Source organism: Streptomyces sp. SAJ15, assembly GCF_007595705.1.
Taxonomy (GTDB): Bacteria; Actinomycetota; Actinomycetes; order Streptomycetales; family Streptomycetaceae; genus Streptomyces.
In genome coordinates, this window is record NZ_NISY01000004.1 from 516,090 (window position 1) to 541,062 (window position 24,973).

The window sequence follows — 24,973 nt, forward strand, 5'->3', positions numbered from 1 at the left end:
GTACCCGAACGGCGCTGTAGCTGGACGGACGATGGGGAACTCGTGCTCTCGCTCCAGATCAGCAAGAGCGGCAAGCACATCGCCGTGGGTTCGCTGCGGTTGACCGTCGCGGAAGCCGAGCAACTGCACGCTGTGCTGTGTCACGCTCTGGCCGGGCAGCGGCCGCCGTGGGACGCGCCCGGCTGCCGTCAGCCGAGCCAAGGGCCAGTGGTCCGCTGGCCGTAGGCCCTGATAGACAGCCGCCCACCTCTCACTCCTCTGAGAGGTGGGCGGCTCCATGTCGCGCTCACGGTCCCGGCGTCGCGCTTGGGCGGTGGAGCACCCGGTGCGGTGCCTCCCGAATGGTGCGGCGGTACTCCTCGTAGGTCATCCCGGATATCGGCCACGCGATCACGTCGCGGTCGGCGAGCCACCGATCACGCGCCTCGCGCCACCGCGCCCGCGCCGCGCAGTACTCCGCCAGCGCCACCGGGCGCCCCTCTCCGGGCGGCCAGTGCGGCACGCCCCAATCGGTGGGGCGGAAGCGCCACATCCACGCCGGCACCTCGCCGACCGGCGCGGCCGGCTCCGACGGGCGCCTACGCCGCGCCACCGCCGGCCCCCCGCGCCAGGGCCCAGCGCACCTGGGCCGCGTGCCGCGCCCGTGCCTGCGCGGGGGTGTCGCCCTCCTCCTGGTCCTCCCCCGGTAGCGCGAGTTCGGCCAGCAACCGCGCCAGGGCCAGCCGGTGTGCACGCGCCTCGGCGAACAGCGGCGAGACCTTCGGCTGCCCCCGCGACCCGGGCACCACCACCGGGCCCGCTCCGATCGCCTCATGGAGCGCTTGCAGTTCATCGGCGGTCCGGCACGCCTCCACCAACAGCGCGCACTCGTCCGCGTCCAGCTCGTACCCGCTCTGGATCTCCCGCCACAGTCGGCGGCCCGCCGGACCCAGTCCGCGCGGCGGTCGGTCAGTGGCCACAAGGTCACCTCACTGCGTGTGTTCGGGCAGGGTGCAAAACCGGGCCCTGAGCAATGCGTCTCCCCGCAGAGCCCTCCCAGGCGTCTGAGCACCCCTGGTCGTTGGGGATCGCCCCCCAGGGTGGGCACGCCATACGGCCGTGGCCAGTGGCCATGATGGTCGTATGGCGTGCCTGTGCCCGTGCGGGGGGCGTGGCTGTGGGCTAGTACCGGGGGACGACGGGACCGAGTGTGATCTCCTCGCCGAGCACCGTGGGGGCGGCGGGGCGGCGGGGGTCGCGTGGCTTGGGGGAGCGCTGGCGCGGTGCCCCGTAGTGGTCGCGCATGGAGGAGAGCACGCTGCGCGCCGCCTGTCCGGTGGCGCCCGCCAGCCCTGCTACGGAGTCGGCTGCAAGGGCTCCGCGTGCGGCTGCGGCCCGGCCGCTGTCGCCTCCCTGCTGGGCGCCGTTGAGTGCCATGCCGATGATGGCGGCTTGCGCGTTCTTCAGCTCATGGTCGTCATGGCCTCGGGCGCGCAGGTAGTCGGCGCCCCACTGGGTGACGACCAGAGCGCCCACGTCGTCCTGGCGCTGCGCCAGGTGGGTGATCATGCTGATGGGGTCTTTGCTGGCGTCGAGGATCAGGCGGGCGTCTTCGCGGGCGATCAGGTCGCGGCCCTTGCTCATCTGGGGCATGGCTCCGACGACGAACGAGGCGCGGGCGATGGTGGCGTTCGCGTCGGCGGTGCTCACCTTCTGGTTGATCTTCTCCTCGGCGTCGTCAAGGAGTTCGGTCATCATGCGCTTCCGCCCCTCGGGGTAGAGGGTGTCGTTCAGGCGCAGCTTCTCCAGTTCGTCATGGGCCGAGTTCAAGATCGTGCGGACGGCGCGGATCGCGGTCAGTGCGGTGCTGATCTGGCTCCGACCGTCGGCAGGGAGTTGCCCAGTGGGGTGCTCCTCGTTGTGCCGGGTCATGGCCTGATCGACCCCATTCAAGATGATCTCGATCTCTTCGCTGATCTTCAGCATCATGCTTCCTTCCGTGGTCGTGCTGCCGGATCGCAGCCGGGGTGTGTGGTCTCGCCCTGTGCGGCGTGGACCGGGTCGAGTGGTCCGCCGCATCCGATACAGGGCGCCTCGTTCGGTTCTGACACTTCTGACGGTTCTGACACGGGTACGTCGGCGGCGGCATACAGCCCGCGGACGAGCCGGATCAGGCGCCCGCTCTCCATGAGGCGTTTCAGGTACTGGTGTGCGTCGCCTCCGAACTCCTCGGCCACGTCCCTGGCGCGCACGCCTTCGTGGTGCTGGCGGACGTAGTCGAGGATGGCGACGGACTTCTCGCCCAACTCGGCCGCGTCCGCGCGCTGCCGCACCTGAGCAGCGGCATCGGTGAGGGTGGAGCCATCCAGCGTCCATACGCCGTCGCGCATCTTCAGCGCGTACTCCTCCTCCGGCACATCCCGCCCCGTCACCTTGAGCACGGCGTCATCGGATTGCCGCTTGCGGGCCAGGACGATGATCGTGTCGGCTGCTCCGGCCAGCCCGTGCGTGCCAGAGACGGAGTCGATGAAGTCTTCGGATGCGGCTTTGCGGTCGTGGTGGATGACCGTGACGGACAGACCAGGGTGATCGTCGGACACCCCCTTCAGGTGGCCCATCACGCGGTAGTCACGGCTGTACGCCGACTCACCCGGCCGTGCCGGCGGCATCACCTTCCCCAGCGTGTCCACCACCACAAGGACCGTGTCCGGGTACCGGTCAAGGAACGCGTCCAGCAAGGGGCGGACGAGCATCGGTTCCACGTCCGTCACGTAGTGGAACCGCTCGGGGATCGGATCGTCGCCAAGAAGGGTGCGGCAGCGGTCCTGCATGCGGCGGTCACCATCTTCCATCGCCAGGTAGAGCACCCGGCGCGGTGCGCCGACCGCCAACGCGCCGAGCGCGCGGCCGCCGCTGGCGACGGCCAGGAGCACGTCCAGCACGAGCCAGGACTTCCCGGCCTTCGGCGGGCCGATCAGCAGCGCGGCGCCCTCGGGCAGCAAACCGTCCACGGCGTAGCGCAGGGGCGGGAAGTGCTGGCCGTCCAGCCATGCGCCGTCCCGGATGCTGTCGAGTAGCTTGCTCACCTCCTCTTCCGATGACGCGTCAGAAGTGTCAGAAGTGTCAGGGTCGATGCCGTGCGCGGCCAGGATCTTCGTTGCCGCCTCACGGGTGCCGCTCACGCGCTCACCCCGGTACGGACGGGGGCCTGTTCGGCACTACGGACGGTGCGGGTCGCCTCCGTCTCGGAGAGGCCGACGTGCCGCCCGGCGTCGACCAGAGCGCCGGACACCGCGCCCTCATCCACCTGGCCAGCCTGGACGAGCTCCCGTGCGCGGCACGCGGCCCAGTACAGCCGCGCGTTGCGCTCCCCCTCGTGCGACTCCAGCACGAACGCCACCAACCCCCTCAGCGAGTCACCGGCCCGACGCTGGCCGCGCGGTGCGCTCGCCGCGACGACGGGACGCGGAGCGGCGGACGTGCGGAGCATCAAATCCAGTAGCCAGCCGGGCACCGGTCGCGGGCCGGCGGTGGCCGCGGTGGTCTCCCACTGATAGGGGCTACCACCCGCGGTCGACGGCGGCGCGACGACGTACCCGCCGGCCGCGCGCACATCGACCTTCCACCCGACGCGCCCGGCGCTGTTGCGCACCTCCTGCTCCGGTGCGGAGTGGTACAGGTGCATACCGCCCGAAGCGGTTCGCACTGCCGGGGTGCTCCCGAACGGGAAACGGTCGGCGTGCCGGGCGTACAACTCGGCCAACACGTCCAGGCCGTCGACCACGCCAGGCAACCGCCACTCCTCCGGCGGAGCGTCGTCCTTCGCCGTGTCCAGGTCTACGACGACCAGCCGCGACGGGCCACACGCGATGCCGACCCCGTACGGTCCGGCCGTCCAGGCGCGCTCAATCCGGGCGGAGTCGGTGGTGGCGCGCTGCTCCCACCCCTTGATGGCGGGGCGCTTATCGTTCGGGCGCAGCGGGAAGACATGCCAGCCCCGCGCCGCGTACTCCAGCGCGGCAGACAGCAGCCCCAGGGGGTGTCCCGCAACGGTGGTCACGCCGCCACGCCTCCGCCCTGCTGAGCGTTCAACCAGGCTTCGACGTCCTCCGGCCGGTACCGGACGTGCCGACCAACCTTCCGAAACTTCGGGCCGGTGCCCTTGTAGTTCCAGCCATAGACGGACTTCACGGGTACACCGAGGTAGCCGGCGAGGTCTTCCGGCGACCACATCCGAGGTTTCGACACCTTGCCTCCATGGATCACCAAAGAACAAAAATGTTCTTTGAGGGAACGCAAACGGGCAACAGTTACCCGTCTCGACTCATGGTGACCGGTCCTTGCGCGTTCCACAAGTGCCCTTTAATGTGCTCTCATGGAACACAACGAACGATGGGCACCGACGAGTGTCATCGCGAAGCGTGTACGCGAGGTCCGCAAGCGGCGCGGCCTCACGGCCGAAGACCTGGCCAACCGGCTCGTGGAACAGGGCATCGGGTGGCAGCGCAGCACCGTTGCCAAGTTGGAGAACGGCAAGCGCGAGAACGTCACGGTCACTGAGTGGCTGGCACTTGCCTACGTGCTCGGAGTGGCGCCGGTCCACCTGCTGGTGGACCCCAACGACGATGAACCGTTCCAGATCACCCCTGAGCACTCCGAATCCGGCTCTACCGTCCGTGCATGGGTGCGTGGCTCCAGCCCTGCCCAGGGTGTGGACACCCGCACCTTCTCGGCTGAGGTCCCCGAAGGCGAGTTCGCGCTACGAGACCACTTTGCGGGCCGCGCGCTCGCCGCCGCCCAAAGCGACGTGGAGCGGTTGATCACCCGCTCGGGCTTCGTCGTTGAGGGCACCGAGGACGAGTTTCAGAGCGCTCTGGACAGGGCCCGCGCCTCGGTGGAGCGACTGTCCGCGGAGATCGACCACATCGCCGAAGGCCACGCTTCCCTCGCCCGGGAAGCCCAGCAAGTGAAGGACTCCAATGGCTGAGGTCTACGACCGGTGGCACAAGTCGCGTCCGAGTGAGGACGACAAGCCGTGTGGCGAGCACAGCAGTAAGACGCGCAAGCTCGTGCCCACCAGCGAGCATGGCGTGGGCAAGCGGTGGCAGGTCCGCTACAGGGACGCTGCGGGTGTGCAGCGCAAGGAGAATTTCGCCAAGAAGTTCGACGCGGACACGCGCGCGTCGGCCGTGCAGGCGGAGCTCGACGCCGGTACCTACGTCGATAAGACGAAGCGGCGCCAGGACTTCCGTACGTTCGCTGAGGAGTGGCGTACCTCAGCTACGCACCGAGAGCGGACGGAAGGGAATGTGGAGCGGGCGCTGCGGCTGCACGTCTACCCGACGTTCGGCAGCCAGCCGCCGGGTAGCATCAGGCGATCCGACGTGCGCGCATGGGTCAAGGACCGGTCTGAGATCCTCGCGCCGATCAGCCTCCGTACCCCCTGGAACGCGCTGGCTGCGGTCATGAACGCCGCAGTCGCGGACGGCATCATCACGTCGAACCCGTGTCACGGCGTCGAACTGCCCGAGCCGCGCAGAGCCGAAGTGGTGCCCCTTGAGCCCCTGGTGGTGAAGGCGCTCATGGGAGCCGCGTCGGAGCGGTACACGGCGCCGGTGCGCCTGGACGCGACGACGGGGCTGCGTGGCGGCGAGCTGTTCGGGCTGGAGGACCACCACGTCGACTTAGACGCCATGGAAGCTGTGGTCGAGCAGCAGCTGATAGGGCCTGACAAGGGCGTGCCGTACTTGGGGCCGCCCAAGACGGACAAGAGCTATCGCACTGCGCGTCTGGCGCCGTCGACGGCCGAGGCGATCAAGCTGCACCGTGAGATGTTCCCGCCGCGTGAGATCGAGATCGAGGACCGGACGGACCCCCGGAACCCCAGGTGGCGCAAGGCGCGACTGTTGTTCCTGAGTGAGGTGAACGCTCCTGTGCGGCGCGGGTCGTGGGCCAAGGCGTGGGCCCGAATCGTCAAGCGGGCAAACAAGCTCTTGGGGGAGTGGGGTTCGCCGCTACGCGTCCCCGCGGGTACGACCCTGCATGACCTGCGCCACTTCTTCGCGTCCGTCCTGATCAAGCACGGGGCTACGGTGAAGAAGGTTCAGCGGCTTCTCGGGCACGCGAAGCCCTCGATCACGTGGGACCTGTACGTGCATCTGTGGGAGGACGACGAAGACGAGACCGCCGGCATCATCGAGGCGGTTCTGACGTGATGTGCCCTCAGAGTGCCCTACGTGCCCAGCGATTGAGCATCTTTGCAGGTCAATTGCAAGGGGGCGGCACCTGTGCGGAGGTGCCGCCCCCTCTCACTCCCCCCACGGGAGCTGTTGCCGCTCGCATCGGCCCGAGCGGCAACAGAAGTGCTCAGTGGCCGGTACGCACTCGTCACCCCCCACGGGAACGAGCAATCCGATCCTGAGCACCGCTGTTGAATAGCGGACATTCGCCACGCTCCCGCCGCTGCGGCGTTGGGGCGTATACCCGCTTTCCTGGGGAACAGCATTCCGGTTGGCGTCCCGTCTCCGCGACCCGTTTCAAGTGTGGCCAAAAGGGCGTGGTGACTGCCTGTGTTAGTGTGCATACTCGTCCGTGATCGGGGGGTGGCCACGGCATGTCGCATGTGGGGGTCAGGTGCTACGCGTTCACTTCAGTGAACTCGATCTGGCGCGGTTGCGGATGGCGACCCGCCCCGACGCGCTCTGGGAAACCGTTTTAAGTTTCCACCGGCTCCGCGACAAACAGGGGGAGTTGGTATACGGGGAATGGCGCTCCGGAACGCGCGCCCGGTTGAAGGGTGAAACGCGACTGCTGGCGCCGCTGATTCCGCTCCGCGGCTATTTCCCCGACTTCCTGACACCTGCCGAGGGAATAATCGGCGCGGACGCCGCGATGGAGGCGCTGCGGGCCACGGATAGCAATCGCTTGCATGATGAAATCTCCCGGCTCACCGCAGCGCGCAGTCTACCCGCGTGGATACGGGACTTGGCCGAGGGGGTGGACCGGTCGCTGGAGCGGCTGGTCAGTGCGTTGCGCGCGTACCACCAGGCGGCCATAGCGCCGTACTGGCCGCACATACAGGCCCGCATCGAGGCCGATCGGGCCACCCGGGGCCGGGCGCTGCTGGACGGGGGTGCGGACGGTCTGCTGGCCTCGCTGCCGCCGACGATGCGCTGGAGACCTCCGGTCCTGGAGGTGGACTACCCCGCCGACCGGGATCTGCGTCTGGGCGGGCGCGGTCTGCTGCTCCTGCCGTCGTTCTTCTGCCGGCGGACGCCGGTCACCTACCGCAATCCCGATCTGACGCCGGTGCTGGTCTATCCGGTGGAGCACACGCCCGAGTGCGCCCCGCCGCGCCCGCTGTGCCAGCCGGTCAGCGCCCCGGGCAAGACGCACTCGCTCGGCAAGCTCGTCGGGCAGACCCGGTCCGCGGTGCTCCAGGGCGTCGGCGGCGGGTGCACCACCAGCGAACTCGCCCGCAGGGTCGGGGTGTCGCTGGCCTCCGCCAGCCAGCACGCCAGTGTGCTGCGCGAGGCCGGACTGCTGTTGACCCTGCGCCAGGGTGGCGCGGTGCTGCACACGCTGACCCCGCTGGGCGCCGCCCTGCTGCGGGGCGGCGCGCCGGCGGAGGTCTGAGCGGCCTAGCCGCGGAACGGTCCCGTCACCTCGTAGGTGACCCCGGCCGAGGAACTCCCCGAGCTGCCGCGCTGGCTGGAGAAGTAGAGCCGGCGGCCGTCGGGCGAGAACGCCGGGCCGGTGATCTCCGAGCCGGAGTGGCCGGTGACCCGCAGGAACGGCGCGACGACGTCGTCCGGCGTGATGAGGCAGATCTCCATGTTCCCGCCGTCCTCGGCGATGTACAGATCGCCCGAGGGGGCCCCGGTGATGTTGTCCACGCCGGTGAGCGGGGGCGTGCCGGAGACCAGCGAGTCGTCGTAGGCCAGCTCGTAGCTGCCGGCCGCGAGGTTGATCTGCCACACCCGGTTGTCGCCCTTGGTGGTGAACCAGACGGTGTCGTCCGCGTAGTGGCAGCCCTCTCCGCCGTTGAACCGCTTGGCCCCGGAGACCTGGTTGCGGGTGGCGGTCGGTGAGCCGTCCGGGTCCGGCACGGTCGCCCAGGTGAACGTGCCGGACGTGGCGGAGCCCGCCCTGAGTACCTGGAGGGTGCCGGCGGACAGGTCGCCCCAGGTGGTGGGGAGGAAGCGGTAGAAGCAGCCGTCGCCGGTGTCCTCGGTCATGTAGACGGCCCGGCGCACCGGGTCGGCCGCCGCCGCCTCGTGCTTGAAGCGCCCCATGGCCGGACGGCGGACCGCCGCGTTCACGCCCCACGGGTCGGTCTCGTAGACGTAGCCCCGGTCGACCTCCTCGCAGGAGAGCCAGGTGCGCCACGGGGTGGCGCCACCCGCGCAGTTCTGCCGGGAGCCGGACAGGATCCGGTAGGCGCCGGTGATGGTGCCCGCCGCGTCGAAGCGCACGGCGCTCGCCCCGCCGCCGGGGTTGATCTCGGAGTTGGAGACGTAGATCCAGCCGCTTCCGTCGGCGAAACAGGCGCCGCCGTCGGGGGCGTCGTGCCAGCCGTACGAGGTGCCCGCGACGGTCTGGCGAGACCGGGCGATCACCCGACTGGAGAAGCCGGCGGGCAGCTGGACGCCGTGGGCGTCGGCCGCCCCGAGGGCGCCGTACGGGCCGGGGCCGGGCTGGGCGGGCGCGGCGTACGCGGCGCCCCGGGTGAGGGTGCCTCCGAAGACGGCGGCCGAGGTGCCGATCACCGCCGCGCGCAGGAGACTGCGTCGTTCCATGGTCACTCCACCGAAAGTCGCGGGTGCCCCGCGACCGGGCGGGCGCGGGGGAGGAGCCAGGTCAGTGCGCTGAGGACCATAGGAGGGGTTGGTTGACTGTACGCGAACAAGTAGTGAAGGGGAAGCGGCGAACCCGGGACCCTCCGGGCGCCCGAACGGCGGCGCCGCCCGGGTCAGTCGTCGATTCCGGAGCGCTCCACACCCGCGACGATGTGGCGCTGGAGCAGCAGGAAGACGACGAGCAGCGGAAGCACCGACACCGCGGCCGCGACGAACAGCTCGTGGATCCGGACCGTCTGGGCCGTGGTGAACGTGGAGAGCGCCACCTGGACCGTCCAGGAGTCCCGGTCCTGGCCGATGACCAGGGGCCACAGGAAGGAGTTCCAGGAGCCGATGAAGACGATGGAGCCCACGGCGGCGAAGACGGGACGGGAGTTGGGGACCACCACCCGCCAGAAGACGCGCCAGTAGCCGAGCCCGTCGACCCGGGCCGCGTCCTCCAACTCCTTCGGGAAGCCCAGGAAGTACTGACGGAAGACGAAGCAGGCGAAGGCCGAGAAGAGGGTGGGGATGATCAGCCCGCGCAGCGTGGAGATCCAGCCCAGGGTCGAGACCAGCACGAAGCTCGGCAGGAAGGTGACCGCCGCCGGCACCATCAGGCTGCCCAGGATGGCGTAGAAGACCGCGTCGGCGTGGCGGTAGGGGATGCGCGCCAGCCCGTAGCCGGCCAGCGAGGCGAGCAGCAGGGTGCCCAGCGTCGTGGCGACCGCGATCAGCGAGGAGTTCAGCAGGGCCCGCGCCATCGGCACGGTCGGGTCCTGGAACAGCTCGCTCAGGTTCGACCAGCGCACCTCTCCGGGGAAGAACGTCCAGTCGGGCGCGGTGATGTCCTCCTCCCGGGCCAGGCCGTTGCGCACCAGCAGGTAGAAGGGGACCAGGAAGAGCAGGGCCAGGGTGAGCAGCAGCACCAGCCGCAGCGCCCGGCCGACCCGCACCAGCGCGTCCCGCACCTAGAACTCCTCCTTCCGGCCCAGCCCGAACCAGCGGGCCTGGACCACCGTCACCACGCCGATGACCAGCGCCAGGATCACCGCGCCGGCGCTGCCCAGCCCCAGGTTCTGCCCCTGCCCGAGCGCGGTGTAGTAGAGGTAGACCAGCGGGGGACGGGCGTACGGGGGGTAGCCGCGGGCGTCCGAGAGCAGGTTGTAGAACTCGTCGAACGCCTGGAAGGCGTTGACGACCAGCAGCAGCACCACCGCCACCGAGGTGGCCCGCAACTGCGGGAAGGTGATGTGCCGGAAGACCTGCCAGCCCGGTCGCGCGCCGTCCACCGCCGCGGCCTCGTACAGCCGTGGCGGGATCCGCTGCAGGCCGGCCAGGAAGAGCAGCATGTAGAAGCCGGCCTGGAGCCACAGCCGCACGGTCACGATGACCAGCCAGTACCAGGGCGGGTCGGTCGTCGACAGCCAGGCGATCTGCTCCCCGCCGAACCGCCCCAGCACCGTGTTGGCCAGCCCGAACCGCACCCCGTTGAAGATCGACATCTTCCAGACCAACGCCGCCACCACATAGGAGCAGGCCACCGGAAGGAAGAAGACCGACCGGAAGAACGCCTGCCACCAGCGCAGCCGGTTGACCATCAGCGCCAGCGCCAGGGCCAGCGCGTAGGTGGCCGGAACGATGAAGGCGGTGAAGACGGCGAAGGTGCGCAGGCTGTCGGTGAAGGCGTCGTCCCGCAGCATCGCCGCGTAGTTGTCCAGCCCGACGAAGTCCTCCCGCGACGGCGAGACCGTGTTGTGCGCGTCGAAGAGGCTGAGATAGACGCTCCAGCCCAGCGGCACATAGGTGAAGACGAGGAGCCCGAGCACGAACGGGCCGACGAACACCCAGAACCACAGCGTGCGGTTCCGCGGGCCGGCCGGCGCGCGCGGCCGCCACCGCATCAGCGCCGCTTCCGCACGCGCCGCAGCTCGTCCTCGGTCGTTCTGAGCACCGCGCGCAGCTCGCGCCCGGGGTCCGCCCCGCCCTTGACGATCCGGCTGAGCGCGTCCTGGTACGCGGTCCGGGCGACCACCGTCCAGAGCAGCGGCTGGGCGGCGAAGCCGTGCTCGCGGGTGAACCGGACCGCGGCCGCGGCCGGACCCCGCCGCAGCGGTTCGGCCTTGGCCGCCAGCGAGGCGCGGGCCGGGATGTGGAAGCCGTAGGAGAGCGCGAAGTCCACCTGGTGGTCGGTGCGTTCGACCCACAGCCAGCGCACGAGCTCCTTCGCCACGGCCCGGTTCCGGCCGCGGGCGCTCACCGCGGCCCCGTACGCCCCCACGGGGACGGCGGGCCGGCCGTGCGCGCCGTCCGCCGGGAACGGCAGCACCCCGAAGTCGTCGCCCAGCTCCTTCCGCACCCGCGGCAGCGCCCACAGCCCCGACCACTGCATCGCGGTCAGCCCCTGGAGGAACGCGGACGGGTCCGACCAGTCGGAAGGCGCGCCGAGCAGCAGCGACTTGTCGGCGTAGAGCCGGCGCAGCTTGCCGAGCGTCCGCGCGGCGGCCGGGTCGTCGAAGCCGGGACGGCCGTCCTCCGTGACCGGCGCCAGGCCGGCGGCGTGCAGCGGGGTGCCCTGGAGGACGCCCGCCCCGCCGTCGTTGCCGAGGAACAGCCCCTTGACGTCGCCCCGCGTCAGCTCCCGCGCCGCGTCGACCAGCGCGTCGAGCGTGGTCGGCGGCTCGACGCCGGCGTCGGCCAGCAGGCTTCGGCGGTAGTAGAGCAGCTGGGTGTCGACGACCTGCGGGACGCCCCAGATCCGGCCCTCGTACGTCTTGGGCGCCAGCACCGCCGGGTCGAAGTCCTCCCGCACGCCCCGGAGCAGATCGGTGAGGTCCACCACCTGCCCGCCCTGGATCTGCTCCAGCGTCGGGCCGCCCTCGAAGACGTCCGGCCCGGAGTCGGTGAGCAGCGCGGTGGCGGTCTGCTGGTCGTAGTCGCCGGGCCGCCACTGCACCCGCACCTCGGCCCGGTCATAGCCGGCGGCATACCGGCGCACCGCCTGCTCGACGCCCGCCTCGCCGTACTGGTGGTACCACTGCTCGATGACCGGCCGGCCACCCGAATCCCCCGATCCACGGCCGGTGTCAGACCCGCACCCGGCGGCCAGCGCGCCGGTGAGAGCGAGCCCCGTGCCCGTGCCGAGCAGTCGTCTGCGGCTGATGGACATGTCTGTGCGCCCCCTCGTCTCGTGGGTTCACCCATCCAACGATCAACCATGGAAGGGGAGGACGACAGACGGATTGCGGCCGTGTGTCACCCGCACGAGGGACGCGGGGGCCGGTGCGGTCAGTGCGGCGGTGCGGTCGGTGCGGTCGGTGCCGGTCGGTGCGGTCGGTGCGCCGGGGCCGGTGCGGGCCGTGAGGCGGGCGCACCGCCCGCGCGGTGGTGGCGTCCACGGGGACGCTCTGCCCGGCGGGCGGTTCGGCCCCCGGCCGGGTGGGGCGCCGTCGCGGAGGGCGGCCGGACGGAGCCGGGGACGCGGTGGGTTCGGCACCGCCGGGCTCCGCCGTCGCGCTTCTCGCCGTTGCGGCGGGAGGTGACCGCCGTCCTGGCCGGGTGGGTGCCTTCCGCCATCCGCGTCCCTCTGGCGCGCTCTTGGCGCGCGACGGCTGGATCCCGTCCGGACCTGCGGCGCCGACATCAGCGGTGCGTCAAGGAAAGGCAGCGACGAGTCAGCACTGCGTCAACGACCCGCACAACCGGTCGAACCGGTCCTACCGTCCGGAAGTATGGAACCCGGACCCGGATGCGGCCCCATGACCGGTGGCGACGACGCCGACCGGAACGGTGGGCGGCGGCGCCACGAGCCGCCCCACACCCCTCCGTCGGCTGCCGCGGCCGACCCCCTCGACGCCCCCGCCGACCGCGCCCGGCCGCTGCCCGCCGACGAGGGTGCCCGGCCGCTGCCCGTCACCGGCCGCGCCTGGCCGTTGCCCGACGGCCCGGAGCCGGTCGTCCTCGTCGGGCCGCCGTCGGCCACGCTCGTGGTGGACCGGCACTGGGCCGGTGAGCGGCGCTCCGCCGTCCGGGTGGCCACCGTCATGCTCGCCGTCATGGCCGTCTTCGACCTCGCCAACGGCACCCTGACCGCGCCCCGGGGCCTGTGCTGGACGGCCGTCGCGCTGCTGCTCCTCGCCGTCCTCCACCCCGCGCGGGTGAGCGCGGGCGACGGCTGGCTGGCCAGCCGCGGTCTGCTGCGCGAACGGTGGGTCCACACCGACCTGCTCACCAGCGTCGTGCGCGCCGAGGGCATGGCCCCGCGGCTGGTGCTGCGGGACGTCTTCGGCCACCGGGTCGAGCTCGACCCGAAGGTCCTCACCGCCAACCCGCTGCTCTGGCACGAGCTGGACCGCGGCGCCCGCCGCTCGCTCCAACGCGGCCTGCTGCGCTGCGGCGAGGCCCCGCTGCGCGCCCTCGCCGCGCGCATCGACGGCGACGGCGCCCGTCGGCTGCTGGAGTCCTCAGGGCTGGACTGACCCGTGGTGACCCTCCGCGGCCGGCGAGCCGTCCGGCAGCTCCAGGGCCTCGTACGCCACCCCGGTCAGCCGCACCGAGGCCGCCCACAGTTGGGCCGCCGCCTTGTCGCTGCGGGCCCAGGAGGCGCGCAGCGAGCGGGTGGGCGCGCCGCGCCACAGCTGTAGCCGCGGCCCGAAGAACTCGTCCGCCCGCACATCGGGCGCGGTCGCCGCGTACAGCGTGGGCAGGGCGCCCGCCTCGGCGCTCTGCGCGAAGACCCGGTTGCCCAGCTCCATCAGGCGCGTCGCCGCTCGCCGGCCCTCCATGCGCGGCCCGGCGGTCTGCAGGTTGGTCGCCGCGTACCCGGGGTGCGCGGCGACGGCCGTCAGCGGGGCGCCGGCCGCCCGCAGCCGCCGCGCCAGCTCGTGGGTGAAGAGCAGGTTGGCGGTCTTGGAACGGGCGTAGGCGGTCCACCGCCCGTACCGCCGGGTGCTGTTGAGGTCGGCCGGGTCGACGGTCGCCATCAGGTGCGCGCTGCTGGAGACCGACACCACTCGCGCCCCGCGGCCGGCCGCCAGCAGCCGCGGCAGCAGCAGCCCGGTCAGCGCGAAGTGCCCCAGGTGGTTGACGCCGAACTGCATCTCGAAGCCGTCGGCGGTCTCCAGCCGGGGCAGCGCCATCACCCCGGCGTTGTTGATCAGCAGATCGAGCCGGTCGCCCGGCAGATGGCGCGTGAGCTCCGCGGCGAAGCCCCGGACGGAGGCCAGGTCCGCCAGGTCCAGCGGGGCCACCCGCACCCGCGCCCCCGGCGCCTCGGCCCGGATCCGCTCCGCGGCCGCCGCGCCGCGCTCCGCGTCGCGGCAGGCCAGCACCACCTCCGCGCCCCGCCGCGCCAGCTCGCGCGCCGTGACATAGCCGATGCCGCTGTTGGCACCGGTGACCACGGCGGTGCGGCCGGTCTGCTCGGGGATGTCACTCGCCGTCCAGCCCGTCATGCGGCCAGCCTAGGCCCCGCGGGGCGGCGGCGCGTAGGGATCGGGAGCGATCCGGGTACGTCAGCCGGTCCGCACCTCGTACGCCGTCACGCTGACCGAGGCGTCGTCCAGGCACCGCCCGGTGGTCAGGTCGAAGCGCTGCTTGAGCAGGGGCGAGGCCACGAAGGCCCGGCCCCGGGCGGAGCCCAGCAGCCCGCGCGAGAGCACATAGGCGCCGGTGAACGGGTCGCGGTTGGCGATGGCGTACGCCCGCCCGGCGCGGTCCAGGAACACCGCCACCTGACGGCCGTCCGGCAGCAGCGCCGCCACCCCCCGCCCCGGGGTGAGGTCGGTGAGCGCGCACACCGGGAACCAGCGCTGGTCGACCAGCAGCTCGACGCGGAGATCGGTGTGCTCGGGGGCCAGGGTCATCGGGAGGGGCTCCCTTCGAGGGCTTCGAGGGTGTCGAAGGCGCGGACGGGGATGGTGGGGCCGGACAGGATCGTGAGGTCCGGCTTGAGCTGCTCGCGCTCCGGGACGAACTTCACCGTCGGGTCGGGCGCGTCCGGGGCGTTGACGAAGGAGACGAAGCGCCGCAGCCGCTCAGGGTCGTCCAGGGTCTCGGCCCACTCGTCGCGGTAGTGGGCGACGTGGTCGGCCATCAGCGCCTCCAGCTCGGCGCAGAGCCCCAGCGAGTCGTGCACCACCACGTCCCTTACGTGGTCGAGTCCGCCCTCGATCCGCTCCAGCCACGCCGAGGTGCGCTCCAGCCGGTCCGCGGTGCGGATGTAGAACATCAGGAACCGGTCGATGAGCCGGATCAGCTCCGTGTCGTCCAGGTCCTGCGCCAGCAGCTCGGCGTGGCGCGGCTCCGCCCCGCCGTTGCCGCCGACGTACAGGTTCCAGCCGTTGGAGGTGGCGATCACCCCGAAGTCCTTGCCGCGCGCCTCCGCGCACTCGCGGGCGCAGCCGGAGACCGCCGACTTCAGCTTGTGCGGGGCGCGCAGCCCCCGGTAGCGCAGCTCCAGGTCGATCGCCATCCGCACCGAGTCCTGCACCCCGTAGCGGCACCAGGTCTGTCCCACACAGGACTTGACGGTGCGCAGCGCCTTGCCGTACGCGTGCCCGGACTCGAAGCCGGCGTCCACCAGCCGCGCCCAGATCCGCGGCAGCTGGTCCACGCGGGCCCCGAACAGGTCGATCCGCTGCCCACCGGTGATCTTCGTGTAGAGCCCGAAGTCCCGTGCCACCTCGCCGATCACGATCAGCTTCTCGGGGGTGATCTCGCCGCCGGGGATGCGCGGCACGATCGAGTACGAGCCGTTGCGCTGGAGGTTGGCCAGGAAGTGGTCGTTGGTGTCCTGGAGCGCCGCCTGCTCGCCGTCGAGCACATAGCCGCTGGCCCCGAGCGTCGGCGCGAGCGAGGCGATGATCGAGCCCACGGTGGGCTTGCAGACCTCACAGCCGTCGCCGCTTCGCGCCTCCTCGCGGCCGTGGCTGTCCAGCAGCCGCGCGTAGCTGGTGATCCGCAGCGTCCGCACGATCTCGTACAGCTCGGCGCGGGTGTAGGCGAAGCAGCCGCACAGCCCCTTGTCGACGGTGATCCCGCCCGCCTCCAACTCGGCGTTGACCAGGGCGGTCAGCGTCTTCACGCAACTGCCGCAGCCGGTACCGGCCTTGGTGCACTTCTTCACCTCGGCCACACAGGTGCACCCGTCGTCGGCGACGGCCGCGCGGACGGCGCCCTTGGTGACGTTGTGGCAGTTGCAGACGACCGCGGCGTCGGGCAGCGCGGCCGGGCCGAGCGCCGCCCCGCCGCCCGCCCCCGCGGGCAGCACCAGCTGCTCGGCCGGGACCGGGGGAACGCTGCCGGTCAGCGGGCGCAGCAGGCCGTACCCCTCGGCGTCGCCGACCAGCACACCGCCCAGCAGGGTGCCGTCGGCGCCGACGACCAGCTTCTTGTAGACGCCCGCGCGGGCGTCGGAGTAGACCACGTCCAGCGCGCCGTCCGCGGCGCCGTGCGGGTCGCCGAAGGAGGCGACGTCGACGCCGAGCAGCTTGAGCTTGGTGGAGGTGTCGGCGCCGGTGAAACCGGGGGACGGCGGGGTGTCGCCGGGGCCGGCGGCGCCCGCCGCGATGTCCGCGGCGGCGACCAGCGCCATCTCGTAGCCGGGGGCCACCAGCCCGTAGACCCGGCCGTCGGCGGCGAGCGCGCACTCGCCGATCGCGTATACGGCCGGGTCCTCGGTGCGGCACCGCTCGTCGACCGCGATCCCGCCGCGCTCGCCGACCCGCAGCCCGCAGTCGCGGGCGAGCTGGTCCCGGGGCCGGACCCCGGCCGAGAAGATCACCAGGTCGGTGTCGATGCCGGAGCCGTCGGAGAGCTCCATCCGGGCCACCGCGCCGGAGTCGTCGGCGACGATCTCCTTGCCGCCGACGCCGGTGTGCACGACCAGCCCCATCTCCTCGATCGTGCGGCGCAGCGCGGCACCCCCGCCGGCGTCCACCTGGAGGGCCATCAGCCGCGGCTGGAACTCGACGACGTGCGTGGTCAGCCCCAGCCCGCGGAGCGCCCCGGCGGCCTCCAGCCCGAGCAGCCCGCCGCCGACCACCGTGCCGGTCCGGCAGCCCTTGGCGTACTCCTCGATCGCCAGCAGGTCCTCGATGGTGCGGTAGACGAAGCAGCCCGCGCTGTCCCGGCCGGGGACCGGCGGGACGAACGGGTACGAGCCGGTGGCCAGCACCAGCGTGTCGTAGCCGATCATCAGCCCGGACCGCGAGGTCACCGTCCGCGCGCCGCGGTCGATCGTCACCGCCGGGTCGCCCAGCCGCAGCTCGATCCCGTGCCGCTCCAGGAAGCCCGCCTCGACCAGCGAGAGCTCCTCGGCGCCGCGGCCGGCGAAGTACGCCGACAGCTGCACCCGGTCGTACGCCGGCCGCGGCTCCTCACACAGCACCACGATCCGTGCCGCCTCGGTGACCCCCCGCTCGGCCAGCGCCTCCAGGAACCGCTGGCCGACCATCCCATGGCCGACCAGTACGATCGTCGGTCGCGCCGGATCCGGCGCGCTCGGCTTCGTGTTCGGCTTCGTCTTCACCACCGCCTGACCTCGCGTCTCCCGCGTCGTCTCCGCGCTCATGCCACTCATGGCACGAAGCGTGCGATGGCGCTGTTAACCACCCGCATCCACGCCGTTTCCCGCGCGCAACGCTGCCCTCAGCCGTCCGGGAGGCGCTGTGTGAGGCCGGTGCGCCCGACCGGGCCGGGACGGCGCCGGACCGTCGCCCGCGGAGCCGTACGACCGGTCCGCGGACATTTCGATCATGCTCGCGGCGGGCTCGCTAGGGTCGCGATCATGCCTGACATATCCCTGACGACGGTGGTGCTGCTGTGCGTCGCGGCGGCCGCGGCCGGTTGGATCGACGCCGTCGTCGGAGGCGGCGGCCTCCTCCAACTCCCCGCCCTCATGGTCGCCCTGCCCCACCTCCCACCCGCCCACATCCTCGGCACCAACAAGGCCGTCGCCGTCGTCGGCACCTCGGCCGCGGCGGTCACCTACACCCGCAAGGGCCTGGTGGACGTGGGCTCGGCGCTGCGCATCGGCCTGGCGGCCGCGGGCGGCTCGCTGACGGGCGCGTTCTTCGCCGCCGGCATCGACAGCGAGGTGCTGCGCCCGCTCATCATGGCCGTCCTGCTGGCGGTGCTGGCCTTCGTCCTGCTGCGCCCCGCCTTCGGCACCGCCCCGGCCACCGGCCCGGTGACCCGCGCCCGGGTCGTGGCCGGCATCGCGATCGCGGGCCTGGGCATCGGCTTCTACGACGGCCTCATCGGGCCGGGCACCGGCACCTTCCTGGTCATCGCCCTCGTCGCCACCCTCCACATGAACCTGGTCACCGCCTCCGCCACGGCCAAGGTCGTCAACGTCTGCACCAACCTGGGCGCCCTGGTCACCTTCGCCTACCAGGGCACCGTGCTGTGGCGACTGGCCGCCCTGATGGCCGTCTTCAACTTCGCCGGCGGCACCCTGGGCGCCCGCATGGCCCTCAAGCGCGGCAGCGGTTTCGTCCGGGGCGTGCTGGTCGTGGTGGTGGTCTCGCTGGTCTGCAAGCTGGCGTACGACCAGTGGCTGGCGTGAGCCCGGCGCACCCGAGAAGCCCGTCCTTGACTTCAACCAAAGGTGAACTTCTACGTTGATCACGTCCGGCCGTTCGAAGACGAGAAGGAGCCGCCGCCGTGGTCATCAAGGAGTACCCCCGAGAGCGCCTCGCCGCCCAGCCCATCGGCTACTGGGCGAGCTATGCCGGCCGGGTCGTCGTCGGGCGGATCCGCGCGGAGCTGGCCGTGGAGGGCCTGACCCAGCCGCACTGGTGGACCCTCAACCACGTGGCCGGCGCCCCCGGCTCCTGGGACCGGGACCGGCTCACCCGGCGGCTGACCCCCTTCGACGACCAGGACACCGACTTCGACGCGGTCTTCGACGACCTGGTCGCCCGGGGCTGGATGACGGAGGAGAACGGGGCGCTGACCCTGACCGAGGCCGGCGAGGCCGGCCGCCTACGCGCCAGGGAGCGCAACGCGCGGGCCCATGAGCGGATGCACGAGGGCATCCCGACGGACGAGTACGTGGCGGCCCTCGACGTCCTGCGCCGCGTGATCGCCAACCTGGGCGGGGAGAGCGACCTTCCCTGAGGGGCGGCCGACCAATCAGCCGGATGGTGATCACCCGGGGACTACCGAAATGAGTGAGCCCCGCTTGCAGACAGGCAGGAGTACGGCGAACGGGGCTCGCTCGTTTTCGTCTGCCGGGTCAGTTGCCGAGAGCGGCGGTCACGGCAGAGGGGCCGGGGAAGTCCTCGGGCAACACGTCCATGAGCAGTTCGTCAACGGGCTGCCCGAGCCAGAACCCGGACTTGCGTAGACGTCCGGACTGGCGGAACCCAGCCTTTGCGTAGGCGGCGATCCCGGCGCGGTTGGGCTCCATCACCTTCAACCACACCATGCGCAGGGCTGCGAGGTGGAACGCCCAGTCCAGTGTCAGCCGGGTTGCCTCTGCGGCGTGTCCCTTCCCCCGCTCTTCCGGGGCCAGCACGATGACGAATTCGGCGGTGCGGTCGAAGGTATTGACCTGAAGGACCGTCATCCCCACGGACGCCTGGTCCTCCAACCTGACGACCTCGAACTGTTGGTAGCGATCGTTGCCCCTCTGCCGCTCGTACCCTGCGGCGCGGACCTCCCACGACTGGGCCCACTGGTTGCCGTACCCGAGGATGGTTCGGGCATCGTTCTCCCACCTGTGGTACTCGGGCAGCATGTCTTGGCGAGGCATCCCCAGGGCAAGGCTCTGGCCGCTCAGGAGGATGTGCGGGTCACTCACGGGCGTACTCCTCTTTCGGCCCTCGGCGGGCCGGGTCCGTCTGGCGTGTAGGTGGGGGTGTAGAGGGCGGTGTCCGCTGGTTCCTCAACTGGTTCCCCTTCCGGGTCGGCAATCCAGGCATGCAGGCGCACCGGGTCGGTGGCTATGCCATGCCGCCATTCGGCCCGGCGTCGAGCCATCGTCAGCAAGACAGCCGCAGCCGTCGAGTCCTCCAGGCAGGCCCAGCGCACCGGCATCGTCCGCGCGGCCCAGCGAACCGCGCACACAGCGTAGCGAGCCTGATACGCCGTAGCCGCGGGTAAGTCGCGCCCAGCGCGGGCCAGCCGTACAAGTCGGGAGAACCGGCCGCGGTGAGGGCCGATGGCCCATGTCACAGCGGTGACGAGTACGGCCAGCAGGGCACCGGCACGCCACCGCAGCGGGATGGACGCCGGGGCCGGCAGGATGGCCGACTGTTCGATGGTCCCCCACGAAAGGCCGGTATCCCGAAGGTGTACGACCGTCGCCCCCATGTTCGTGGCAGCGTCCGAAGGAGGGCGCAGCTCGGTGTGTCCTGTGTCGTAGTCGATCAGACACGCAGACATGGGCAGTGAGCGCGGCCACGGTGGTGTTACGGCTCATCGCACACCCCCAGGGCGGTCGCGGACCGCTTCCACTCGGTACTCGGCGCGCTTTCGACAGCCTCTAGCCACCCTTCGGTGGCAAGCGCCGATAGCAGCGGGGGCCAAACCGTTTGCGCCCGAGCGATGCGGCATGGATCGTGGCTCGCAAGGGCGCCGGGCTGACGAGGCCGAGGGCAGCCAGACGCCCGTCCGCGAGATCGAGAACGCGTCTCAGGTTGAGGCGTAGCCCCTGGTGGAAGTCGCCGACGAATAGTCCCTTAGTGGCTCGTGTGAGGTGTGCCGCCGGCAGTAGATCGGCGAATGTGTCGGCGAGCAGGGGCTTATACCGCCGCGCGGAGAACCGTTGTTCTGCTGGTGCCGAGACGACGGCGTCAAGAACAGCCCCATCAAAGTAAGGATTGTGGAGCGAGATGTTGAGTGAGTCCGCAAGCTGGATTTCCGCGTAGGCGGACCGTGCCAAGTTCTGAATCGATGCGACGAACACAGCGTCCACATCGCTACCCTCGGGCACGCTCACAGCTGGCACGGGCACACTCAGCCACGCAGGCCGAGGCCGCGCGGTGCGGCCGATCTGCGCCGTGTTGCCTCGGAGAGCCGCTGAGATCAGCGGGCGCGGGCTCTGCCTTCGCAACCGCGCCCAGTCCATTGCGTCCCTGAGTAGCCGCAGCCAACGTACTTGGTGAACGAGACTCGCAAGGTGGGTTGGAGCGGATAGGAATAGGCCGTCTCCGCCGTCCCCGGTCAGGTGGCAGGCGGAGCCCGCTGTGGCCATCTCCCAGAGTTGGTTCGAGAGCATCGACCACACAGGAGTAGACGGAGCGGGCTCGTCCGTGGCAGGCAACGCGACGTCGGCTTCAGTGAAAGGCAGGTGACGAGGGGTGAGTGGAAGGGCCACGCGGTGCAGACCGGGGACGGTCAGGGCGCGGGCATAGTCGAGGTCGCCGCCGTGGCTCACTCCTGCTGGATGGAGCGTGATGCCAGTGACCGGGCCGCACTGCGCAGCCAACAAGGCCAGGGTGGTTGAGTCCATGCCCGCAAGGTCTGTTGTTGCTGTCACCCCTTCTACGCGTACGCGGACGCCTTCGCCGAGAGCACGCCGAAGCGCTACGGAGGCGTCGACAGGCGTGCGCTTAGTCGGGCTCCACCAGGGGATCAGCGATGCTCTCCCCGCAGTGTCCAGCGATAGCAGGTGTCCGGCGGGCACCGGCTTTACCCCCGTCCAGGCACTACGACCGTGAGCGGGGGCGTACTTCTCTCGCAGGAAGGCAGCTAGCCATTCGGTATCCACCTTCCCGCCGGCCAGCGGAGAGCGCGAGCGAACTCGATCCCCACACCAGTCCATCGGTACCGCACACCGTATAGAGGGGGGACGCGCCGGATGCGTCGGAGAGGACTTCAACGGCACCGCGTGCATCTGTGCGCACCACAGTGTGCGAACCTGCCCACAAGCCGGCTACGGCCGGAAGAGCCGGACACAACAGGGCACGGGCGAGATCGCGTTCCGAAGCGGAACACGGACCGAGTACGGCAATCCGTGTTTCCCCGAGTTGCAACGTTCGTACGTGCCCCGGCTCCCAATCGCCAGAGACCCACAGCATCGGATCGCGCCAAATCAGACGTGCACCTAATGGAGTTGCGACGGTTCGGCTGCCTGGCGCGCACCCACCGAACCAGCGTGCTTTTCGTTCTTCCAACTCAACACCTCATCCGCCACGAGGAACCGGAGCGGCCCCCGTGGGATTCCTCCCGCCGGGGGCCGCCGCGCTTCGATCAGTCGTACGGGCTCTGCTTCGACTCGGTGCTGTTCTGGTCGCTACCGCGTGTAAGCGCGGCAGCGTCGCCCAGAACGATAACCGAAGGAACGGCAAGGGGGTCTAGATCCCTTTCCGTGTCCGCTGCGGTCTGCTGCTGCGACATGCGTGGTTCCTCCTCTCCACATGTGGCGGGGCGAGACAACCCCTTGCAATGCGAGCACCCAATATTGCGTGCAAGGGGAAGACTGGTCAGACCTGTACGCCCCCGTACTCACTGAAGATGCGGCTCACGCTTGCCCCCTGTCATTTCGGGCGGCTACGAGCTCAGCGATGCGGCGCTCAAACTCAGCGAGGTAACGAGGATCGGAGAATCGCGCTTCGGCCTCAGCGTGCGCCCACCGACGGCTCGGCGAGACCAGTCGCACGAGCCACGAGAACTGGGCCTTGAGACACCACCACATCTCGACCCGGACGAACAGCCCCCTCACTCCGCACCCCCCACGGGCGTGCTCGCCGCATCGGGGCGCAGGCGTACGGAGGAGTCGGGCCGCCCCTTCCCCGCCCGGTGCTGTGCGCAGGCGCACTCGGGGTACTTCATGGTGCCCGGGGGCAGCTCGGCGCCATCGCCGTCGAGCACCCGGGCTGACCCGCCATGCTCAGCCCGGAGCTGCGGGTAGGGGTGTTCCGCGCTCACTGCGTCACCCCCTTGGGGGCACGCGGACGGATGAGCGCCACGTCCACGGCGGCGACGAACAACCAAGGGTGGCACAGTCGGAGGGGTGCAGTGTCGGGGGTGTCCTTGGTGGGTGGGCGCCGGCTGGTCTCCGTGCGGCGGTCCGAGATCCGGAGCAATCGCCGCAGCACCAGTTCGAAGATCCACGCGATAGCGTGGTGCATGTCGTCAACCTCCCGGGGTTGATGGCCACGCCCCCGGACGTTCGCAGCGTCGCGGGGGTCTTGCTTGCTCTAGGCAACCCCTCGGCTACACATCGCGCTACGGTGGGCCCCGCAGCAGCCTTCAAACGACTTCAAATGTCATTAGCAAGACGGGAGTTGAGTCATGGGCGCACGGGAGCCGAACCAAGATCTACGGCGGCTGCACAGCGAGGCGGGATGGACGCTGCGTCAGTTCGCGCAAGCGGTGAATCGGGTCGGCACCGAGTGCGGCACTCCCACGACGTACAGCGCTCAGACCGCCCACACATGGCTCAAGGGGCACCTGCCGTCGGAGGAACGGCGAGCGTTGATCCTCGAAGCGCTGTCGCGAAGGCTTGTGCGCCGGGTCAGGCACACCGATGCCGGGTTCCCGGCGACGAGTGAGGCGAACGCCAGTCCGGGTATCGATACGGTGGACGAGATCATCGGACTCGAAAGGCGAGCTATGGTCGACACAAGCCGCCGGAGCATGCTGGGTATCGGCCTGTATTCCGCGGCGCTAGCCATTCCCGGGTGGCAGGACGTGCGTGCCCGCATGAACTCCATCAAGATGGACCCTCATGCCCGAATCGGTCGTCCAGATGTGCAGGCTGTCTCGGCGATGACTGATCGTCTTTCGGACTTGGATGACGATTTCGGCGGCCAGTATGTGCGCCCCATGGCTGTGGCCTTCTTCGAATGGAAGGTTGCGCCGTACTTGAGGGCAACCGCATCCGGAAAAGTTCGGCAAGAGATGCTGTCTGCGGCGGCGTTCCTCTGCTATCTCACGGGTTGGATGGCAGAGGATGAAGAAGCACAGGGTCTCGCGCAGCAGTATTACGTAAAAGGGCTGGAGCTTGCTGGCGCCAGCGGTGATCGCATGACCTATTGCCACATTCTTCGAGGTATGTCCGTGCAGGCCGCCAACTTGGGGCACGGGGCGCCAGCTGTACGTCTCGCAAACGCCGCTGCCGAGGCGTCTCCGGAGTCCAACCCCCGCATGCGAGCTTTCCTTGCAGGGCAGCAGGCGCACGCATACGCTCTGGCCGGAGAGCGTATACGCGCGCTGAACAGCCTTCGAGAGGCTGAACGCTCCGTAGAGCAGGCGGAAAGCGGATACGGAACCTTCGGCGGATACAACCCGGCGACGTTGGCCTACCACACGGCGCAGGTGCGGCACGCTTTGGGGGATGTGAAAGGGGGCATTGTATCGCTGACCGACCACTTTCGACTGCGGCAGGCAAACGACAAGTTGCGAACCGAGCTGATTTTCGGATCGCTCCTTGCTGAGCGGCAATTGAAAGTTGGTCATCTAGAGGCCGCATGTGCGCGGTGGAGTAAGGTTCTGGACGCCTATCCACATATGCATTCGGGCCGTCTTGACAGTCGCGTAGCTGATATCCCAAAGCTTTTGTCCCCCTACGAGGGTAACGCCGCTGCGCGGGAGTTGCGTCAACGCGTGCGTGAGCTGCGCCCAGGACATGAAGTCGGTAACCGGCACGACCCTCGGTAGGGTCCTCAGTCGTACGGCGCGAACTCCACTGTGGAAGCGGGGCACGCCGGTGTGGGGAGAGGTGCGCAATGGGTAGGCGGGACTACGAGGACGACTCCGATGCTCCGGCGGCGAACAGCCTGGTTCCCGCTGCTTCCGTGGTGGTTGTCGACGGCTCGGGGAGCATCCTGCTTCAGCGTCGGCGCGACAACGACATGTGGGCGCTCCCCGGCGGCGTCATGCACATCGGCGAGTCATTGCCGGATTGCGCCATCAGGGAGACGCGCGAGGAAACCGGGATCGACGTCGAGATCGTCGGCATCGTCGGCACCTACACGAACCCTGGTCACGTCTTCGCCTACGATGACGGCGAGGTGCGGCAGGAGTTCTCCATCTGCTTCCTGGCTCGACCCCTCGGCGGGCAAGTGGCGGTCTCCGAGGAATCCACGGATGTGCGCTGGTTCGCGCCCGGAGAGATTGACGCGCTGCCCATGGTTCCCAGCATTCGAAAGCGCGTGGATGACTGGCGGGACGGAAACATGCCGGCTATTCGGTAGTCGATACTT

The 24,973-nt window shown here is 70.3% G+C and carries 26 protein-coding genes; 8 read left to right on the forward strand and 18 right to left on the reverse strand.

All coding sequences use genetic code 11. The features are described from left to right. Positions 1 to 286: 286 nt before the first annotated feature. The 6 genes from CD790_RS14815 to CD790_RS14840 form a co-directional block, all read right to left on the reverse strand. A complete protein-coding gene (locus CD790_RS14815) occupies positions 287 to 532 on the reverse strand; it encodes a hypothetical protein (RefSeq protein WP_144383668.1) in 246 nt (81 codons plus the stop codon). Positions 533 to 578: 46 nt separating this feature from the next. Continuing rightward, on the reverse strand, positions 579 to 959 hold the full coding sequence (locus CD790_RS14820; RefSeq protein WP_144383669.1) for a hypothetical protein: 381 nt from the start codon (positions 957 to 959) through the stop codon (positions 579 to 581). A 202-nt stretch (positions 960 to 1,161) separates the two neighbouring features. Continuing rightward, positions 1,162 to 1,968, reverse strand: coding sequence for a hypothetical protein (locus CD790_RS14825; protein ID WP_144383670.1), 807 nt, complete (start codon positions 1,966 to 1,968; stop codon positions 1,162 to 1,164). Next, positions 1,965 to 3,161 carry an AAA family ATPase gene (locus CD790_RS14830; protein WP_144383671.1) on the reverse strand — a complete coding sequence of 399 codons (1,197 nt, stop codon included), beginning with the start codon at positions 3,159 to 3,161 and terminating at the stop codon, positions 1,965 to 1,967. Before CD790_RS14830 ends, CD790_RS14825 begins: the two co-directional genes overlap by 4 nt. Beyond that, positions 3,158 to 4,039 carry a bifunctional DNA primase/polymerase gene (locus tag CD790_RS14835; protein WP_260867579.1) on the reverse strand — a complete coding sequence of 294 codons (882 nt, stop codon included), beginning with the start codon at positions 4,037 to 4,039 and terminating at the stop codon, positions 3,158 to 3,160. The genes CD790_RS14830 and CD790_RS14835 overlap by 4 nt, the downstream gene beginning before the upstream one ends. Beyond that, on the reverse strand, positions 4,036 to 4,227 hold the full coding sequence (locus tag CD790_RS14840) for an AlpA family transcriptional regulator (RefSeq protein ID WP_260867580.1): 192 nt from the start codon (positions 4,225 to 4,227) through the stop codon (positions 4,036 to 4,038). The genes CD790_RS14835 and CD790_RS14840 overlap by 4 nt, the downstream gene beginning before the upstream one ends. Before the next feature lie 127 nt (positions 4,228 to 4,354). On the opposite strand from CD790_RS14840, the gene CD790_RS14845 reads away from it, so the two are divergent. From CD790_RS14845 to CD790_RS14855, 3 genes are all read left to right on the forward strand, one after another. Next, a complete protein-coding gene (locus tag CD790_RS14845) occupies positions 4,355 to 4,966 on the forward strand; it encodes a helix-turn-helix transcriptional regulator (protein ID WP_144383672.1) in 612 nt (203 codons plus the stop codon). Next, positions 4,959 to 6,194, forward strand: a complete 1,236-nt coding sequence (locus CD790_RS14850) for a site-specific integrase (RefSeq protein ID WP_260867581.1) — start codon at positions 4,959 to 4,961, stop codon at positions 6,192 to 6,194. The genes CD790_RS14845 and CD790_RS14850 overlap by 8 nt, the downstream gene beginning before the upstream one ends. A 418-nt stretch (positions 6,195 to 6,612) precedes the next feature. After that, the gene (locus CD790_RS14855; protein ID WP_144383673.1) at positions 6,613 to 7,614 is read left to right on the forward strand and encodes a helix-turn-helix transcriptional regulator; all 1,002 of its coding nucleotides are present in this window, start codon (positions 6,613 to 6,615) and stop codon (positions 7,612 to 7,614) included. 5 nt (positions 7,615 to 7,619) lie between these two features. On the opposite strand, the gene CD790_RS14860 is transcribed toward CD790_RS14855, so the two are convergent. The 4 genes from CD790_RS14860 to CD790_RS14875 all read right to left on the reverse strand — a co-directional run bounded on the left by CD790_RS14860 (position 7,620) and on the right by CD790_RS14875 (position 11,985). Beyond that, entirely contained in the window at positions 7,620 to 8,777 is a 1,158-nt protein-coding gene (locus CD790_RS14860; RefSeq protein WP_144383674.1) for an alkaline phosphatase PhoX, read from the reverse strand. A 173-nt stretch (positions 8,778 to 8,950) separates the two neighbouring features. Then, positions 8,951 to 9,787, reverse strand: coding sequence for a carbohydrate ABC transporter permease (locus tag CD790_RS14865; RefSeq protein WP_144383675.1), 837 nt, complete (start codon positions 9,785 to 9,787; stop codon positions 8,951 to 8,953). Next, positions 9,788 to 10,720, reverse strand: coding sequence for a carbohydrate ABC transporter permease (locus CD790_RS14870; RefSeq protein ID WP_144383676.1), 933 nt, complete (start codon positions 10,718 to 10,720; stop codon positions 9,788 to 9,790). Continuing rightward, complete coding sequence (locus CD790_RS14875; RefSeq protein WP_186319020.1) at positions 10,720 to 11,985, reverse strand: ABC transporter substrate-binding protein; 1,266 nt, start codon at positions 11,983 to 11,985, stop codon at positions 10,720 to 10,722. Before CD790_RS14875 ends, CD790_RS14870 begins: the two co-directional genes overlap by 1 nt. A gap of 589 nt (positions 11,986 to 12,574) precedes the next feature. Between CD790_RS14875 and CD790_RS14880 the strand changes: the two genes are divergently transcribed. Then, a complete protein-coding gene (locus CD790_RS14880; protein WP_260867582.1) occupies positions 12,575 to 13,294 on the forward strand; it encodes a hypothetical protein in 720 nt (239 codons plus the stop codon). On the opposite strand, the gene CD790_RS14885 is transcribed toward CD790_RS14880, so the two are convergent. Genes CD790_RS14885 through nirB form a run of 3 tightly spaced genes read right to left on the reverse strand, consistent with a single transcriptional unit; the run spans position 13,280 to position 17,388 of the window. Beyond that, positions 13,280 to 14,269: an oxidoreductase gene (locus CD790_RS14885; RefSeq protein WP_144383677.1), complete on the reverse strand. Its 990-nt coding sequence runs from the start codon at positions 14,267 to 14,269 to the stop codon at positions 13,280 to 13,282. The genes CD790_RS14880 and CD790_RS14885 overlap by 15 nt on opposite strands. A 60-nt stretch (positions 14,270 to 14,329) precedes the next feature. Continuing rightward, a complete protein-coding gene (gene nirD / locus CD790_RS14890) occupies positions 14,330 to 14,680 on the reverse strand; it encodes a nitrite reductase small subunit NirD (protein ID WP_144383678.1) in 351 nt (116 codons plus the stop codon). Next, positions 14,677 to 17,388 (reverse strand): nitrite reductase large subunit NirB, encoded by a 2,712-nt coding sequence (nirB, locus tag CD790_RS14895; RefSeq protein WP_144383803.1) that lies wholly within the window; start codon positions 17,386 to 17,388, stop codon positions 14,677 to 14,679. Before nirB ends, nirD begins: the two co-directional genes overlap by 4 nt. 216 nt (positions 17,389 to 17,604) lie before the next feature. On the opposite strand from nirB, the gene CD790_RS14900 reads away from it, so the two are divergent. Then, entirely contained in the window at positions 17,605 to 18,384 is a 780-nt protein-coding gene (locus CD790_RS14900) for a TSUP family transporter (protein WP_144383679.1), read from the forward strand. Between the two features lie 98 nt (positions 18,385 to 18,482). Then, complete coding sequence (locus tag CD790_RS14905; protein ID WP_144383680.1) at positions 18,483 to 18,938, forward strand: MarR family transcriptional regulator; 456 nt, start codon at positions 18,483 to 18,485, stop codon at positions 18,936 to 18,938. Positions 18,939 to 19,056: 118 nt separating this feature from the next. Here CD790_RS14905 and CD790_RS14910 read toward each other — a convergent pair whose 3' ends face one another. The 5 genes from CD790_RS14910 to CD790_RS14930 all read right to left on the reverse strand — a co-directional run bounded on the left by CD790_RS14910 (position 19,057) and on the right by CD790_RS14930 (position 22,897). Then, positions 19,057 to 19,623: a GNAT family N-acetyltransferase gene (locus CD790_RS14910; protein WP_144383681.1), complete on the reverse strand. Its 567-nt coding sequence runs from the start codon at positions 19,621 to 19,623 to the stop codon at positions 19,057 to 19,059. Continuing rightward, positions 19,620 to 20,207 carry a lasso peptide biosynthesis B2 protein gene (locus tag CD790_RS14915; protein WP_144383682.1) on the reverse strand — a complete coding sequence of 196 codons (588 nt, stop codon included), beginning with the start codon at positions 20,205 to 20,207 and terminating at the stop codon, positions 19,620 to 19,622. Before CD790_RS14915 ends, CD790_RS14910 begins: the two co-directional genes overlap by 4 nt. Positions 20,208 to 20,307: 100 nt before the next feature. Next, positions 20,308 to 21,660 (reverse strand): albusnodin/ikarugamycin family macrolactam cyclase, encoded by a 1,353-nt coding sequence (locus CD790_RS14920; protein WP_144383683.1) that lies wholly within the window; start codon positions 21,658 to 21,660, stop codon positions 20,308 to 20,310. Positions 21,661 to 22,016: 356 nt separating this feature from the next. Next, positions 22,017 to 22,163 (reverse strand): albusnodin family lasso peptide, encoded by a 147-nt coding sequence (locus CD790_RS14925; protein ID WP_144383684.1) that lies wholly within the window; start codon positions 22,161 to 22,163, stop codon positions 22,017 to 22,019. 527 nt (positions 22,164 to 22,690) lie between these two features. After that, the gene (locus CD790_RS14930) at positions 22,691 to 22,897 is read right to left on the reverse strand and encodes a hypothetical protein (RefSeq protein ID WP_144383685.1); all 207 of its coding nucleotides are present in this window, start codon (positions 22,895 to 22,897) and stop codon (positions 22,691 to 22,693) included. A 163-nt stretch (positions 22,898 to 23,060) separates the two neighbouring features. On the opposite strand from CD790_RS14930, the gene CD790_RS14935 reads away from it, so the two are divergent. Beyond that, the gene (locus CD790_RS14935; RefSeq protein WP_144383686.1) at positions 23,061 to 24,428 is read left to right on the forward strand and encodes a tetratricopeptide repeat protein; all 1,368 of its coding nucleotides are present in this window, start codon (positions 23,061 to 23,063) and stop codon (positions 24,426 to 24,428) included. A gap of 68 nt (positions 24,429 to 24,496) precedes the next feature. Then, the gene (locus CD790_RS14940) at positions 24,497 to 24,964 is read left to right on the forward strand and encodes an NUDIX hydrolase (RefSeq protein WP_144383687.1); all 468 of its coding nucleotides are present in this window, start codon (positions 24,497 to 24,499) and stop codon (positions 24,962 to 24,964) included. Positions 24,965 to 24,973 lie beyond the last annotated feature (9 nt).

What these genes read in the sequence shown, in the direction of transcription:
- CD790_RS14880 (WP_260867582.1), top strand. Translation starts at nt 12,575, where the DNA reads ATGACCGGTGGCGACGACGCCGACCGGAACGGTGGGCGGCGGCGCCAC.
- CD790_RS14845 (WP_144383672.1), top strand. Translation starts at nt 4,355, where the DNA reads ATGGAACACAACGAACGATGGGCACCGACGAGTGTCATCGCGAAGCGT.
- CD790_RS14870 (WP_144383676.1), bottom strand. Translation starts at nt 10,720, where the DNA reads ATGCGGTGGCGGCCGCGCGCGCCGGCCGGCCCGCGGAACCGCACGCTG.
- CD790_RS14815 (WP_144383668.1), bottom strand. Translation starts at nt 532, where the DNA reads ATGTGGCGCTTCCGCCCCACCGATTGGGGCGTGCCGCACTGGCCGCCC.
- nirB (WP_144383803.1), bottom strand. Translation starts at nt 17,388, where the DNA reads ATGAGCGCGGAGACGACGCGGGAGACGCGAGGTCAGGCGGTGGTGAAG.
- CD790_RS14850 (WP_260867581.1), top strand. Translation starts at nt 4,959, where the DNA reads ATGGCTGAGGTCTACGACCGGTGGCACAAGTCGCGTCCGAGTGAGGAC.
- CD790_RS14935 (WP_144383686.1), top strand. Translation starts at nt 23,061, where the DNA reads ATGGGCGCACGGGAGCCGAACCAAGATCTACGGCGGCTGCACAGCGAG.
- CD790_RS14825 (WP_144383670.1), bottom strand. Translation starts at nt 1,968, where the DNA reads ATGATGCTGAAGATCAGCGAAGAGATCGAGATCATCTTGAATGGGGTC.
- CD790_RS14930 (WP_144383685.1), bottom strand. Translation starts at nt 22,897, where the DNA reads ATGCACCACGCTATCGCGTGGATCTTCGAACTGGTGCTGCGGCGATTG.
- CD790_RS14940 (WP_144383687.1), top strand. Translation starts at nt 24,497, where the DNA reads ATGGGTAGGCGGGACTACGAGGACGACTCCGATGCTCCGGCGGCGAAC.
- CD790_RS14875 (WP_186319020.1), bottom strand. Translation starts at nt 11,985, where the DNA reads ATGTCCATCAGCCGCAGACGACTGCTCGGCACGGGCACGGGGCTCGCT.
- CD790_RS14885 (WP_144383677.1), bottom strand. Translation starts at nt 14,269, where the DNA reads ATGACGGGCTGGACGGCGAGTGACATCCCCGAGCAGACCGGCCGCACC.
- CD790_RS14900 (WP_144383679.1), top strand. Translation starts at nt 17,605, where the DNA reads ATGCCTGACATATCCCTGACGACGGTGGTGCTGCTGTGCGTCGCGGCG.
- CD790_RS14925 (WP_144383684.1), bottom strand. Translation starts at nt 22,163, where the DNA reads ATGTCGCAGCAGCAGACCGCAGCGGACACGGAAAGGGATCTAGACCCC.
- CD790_RS14915 (WP_144383682.1), bottom strand. Translation starts at nt 20,207, where the DNA reads ATGTCTGCGTGTCTGATCGACTACGACACAGGACACACCGAGCTGCGC.
- nirD (WP_144383678.1), bottom strand. Translation starts at nt 14,680, where the DNA reads ATGACCCTGGCCCCCGAGCACACCGATCTCCGCGTCGAGCTGCTGGTC.
- CD790_RS14860 (WP_144383674.1), bottom strand. Translation starts at nt 8,777, where the DNA reads ATGGAACGACGCAGTCTCCTGCGCGCGGCGGTGATCGGCACCTCGGCC.
- CD790_RS14920 (WP_144383683.1), bottom strand. Translation starts at nt 21,660, where the DNA reads ATGCACGCGGTGCCGTTGAAGTCCTCTCCGACGCATCCGGCGCGTCCC.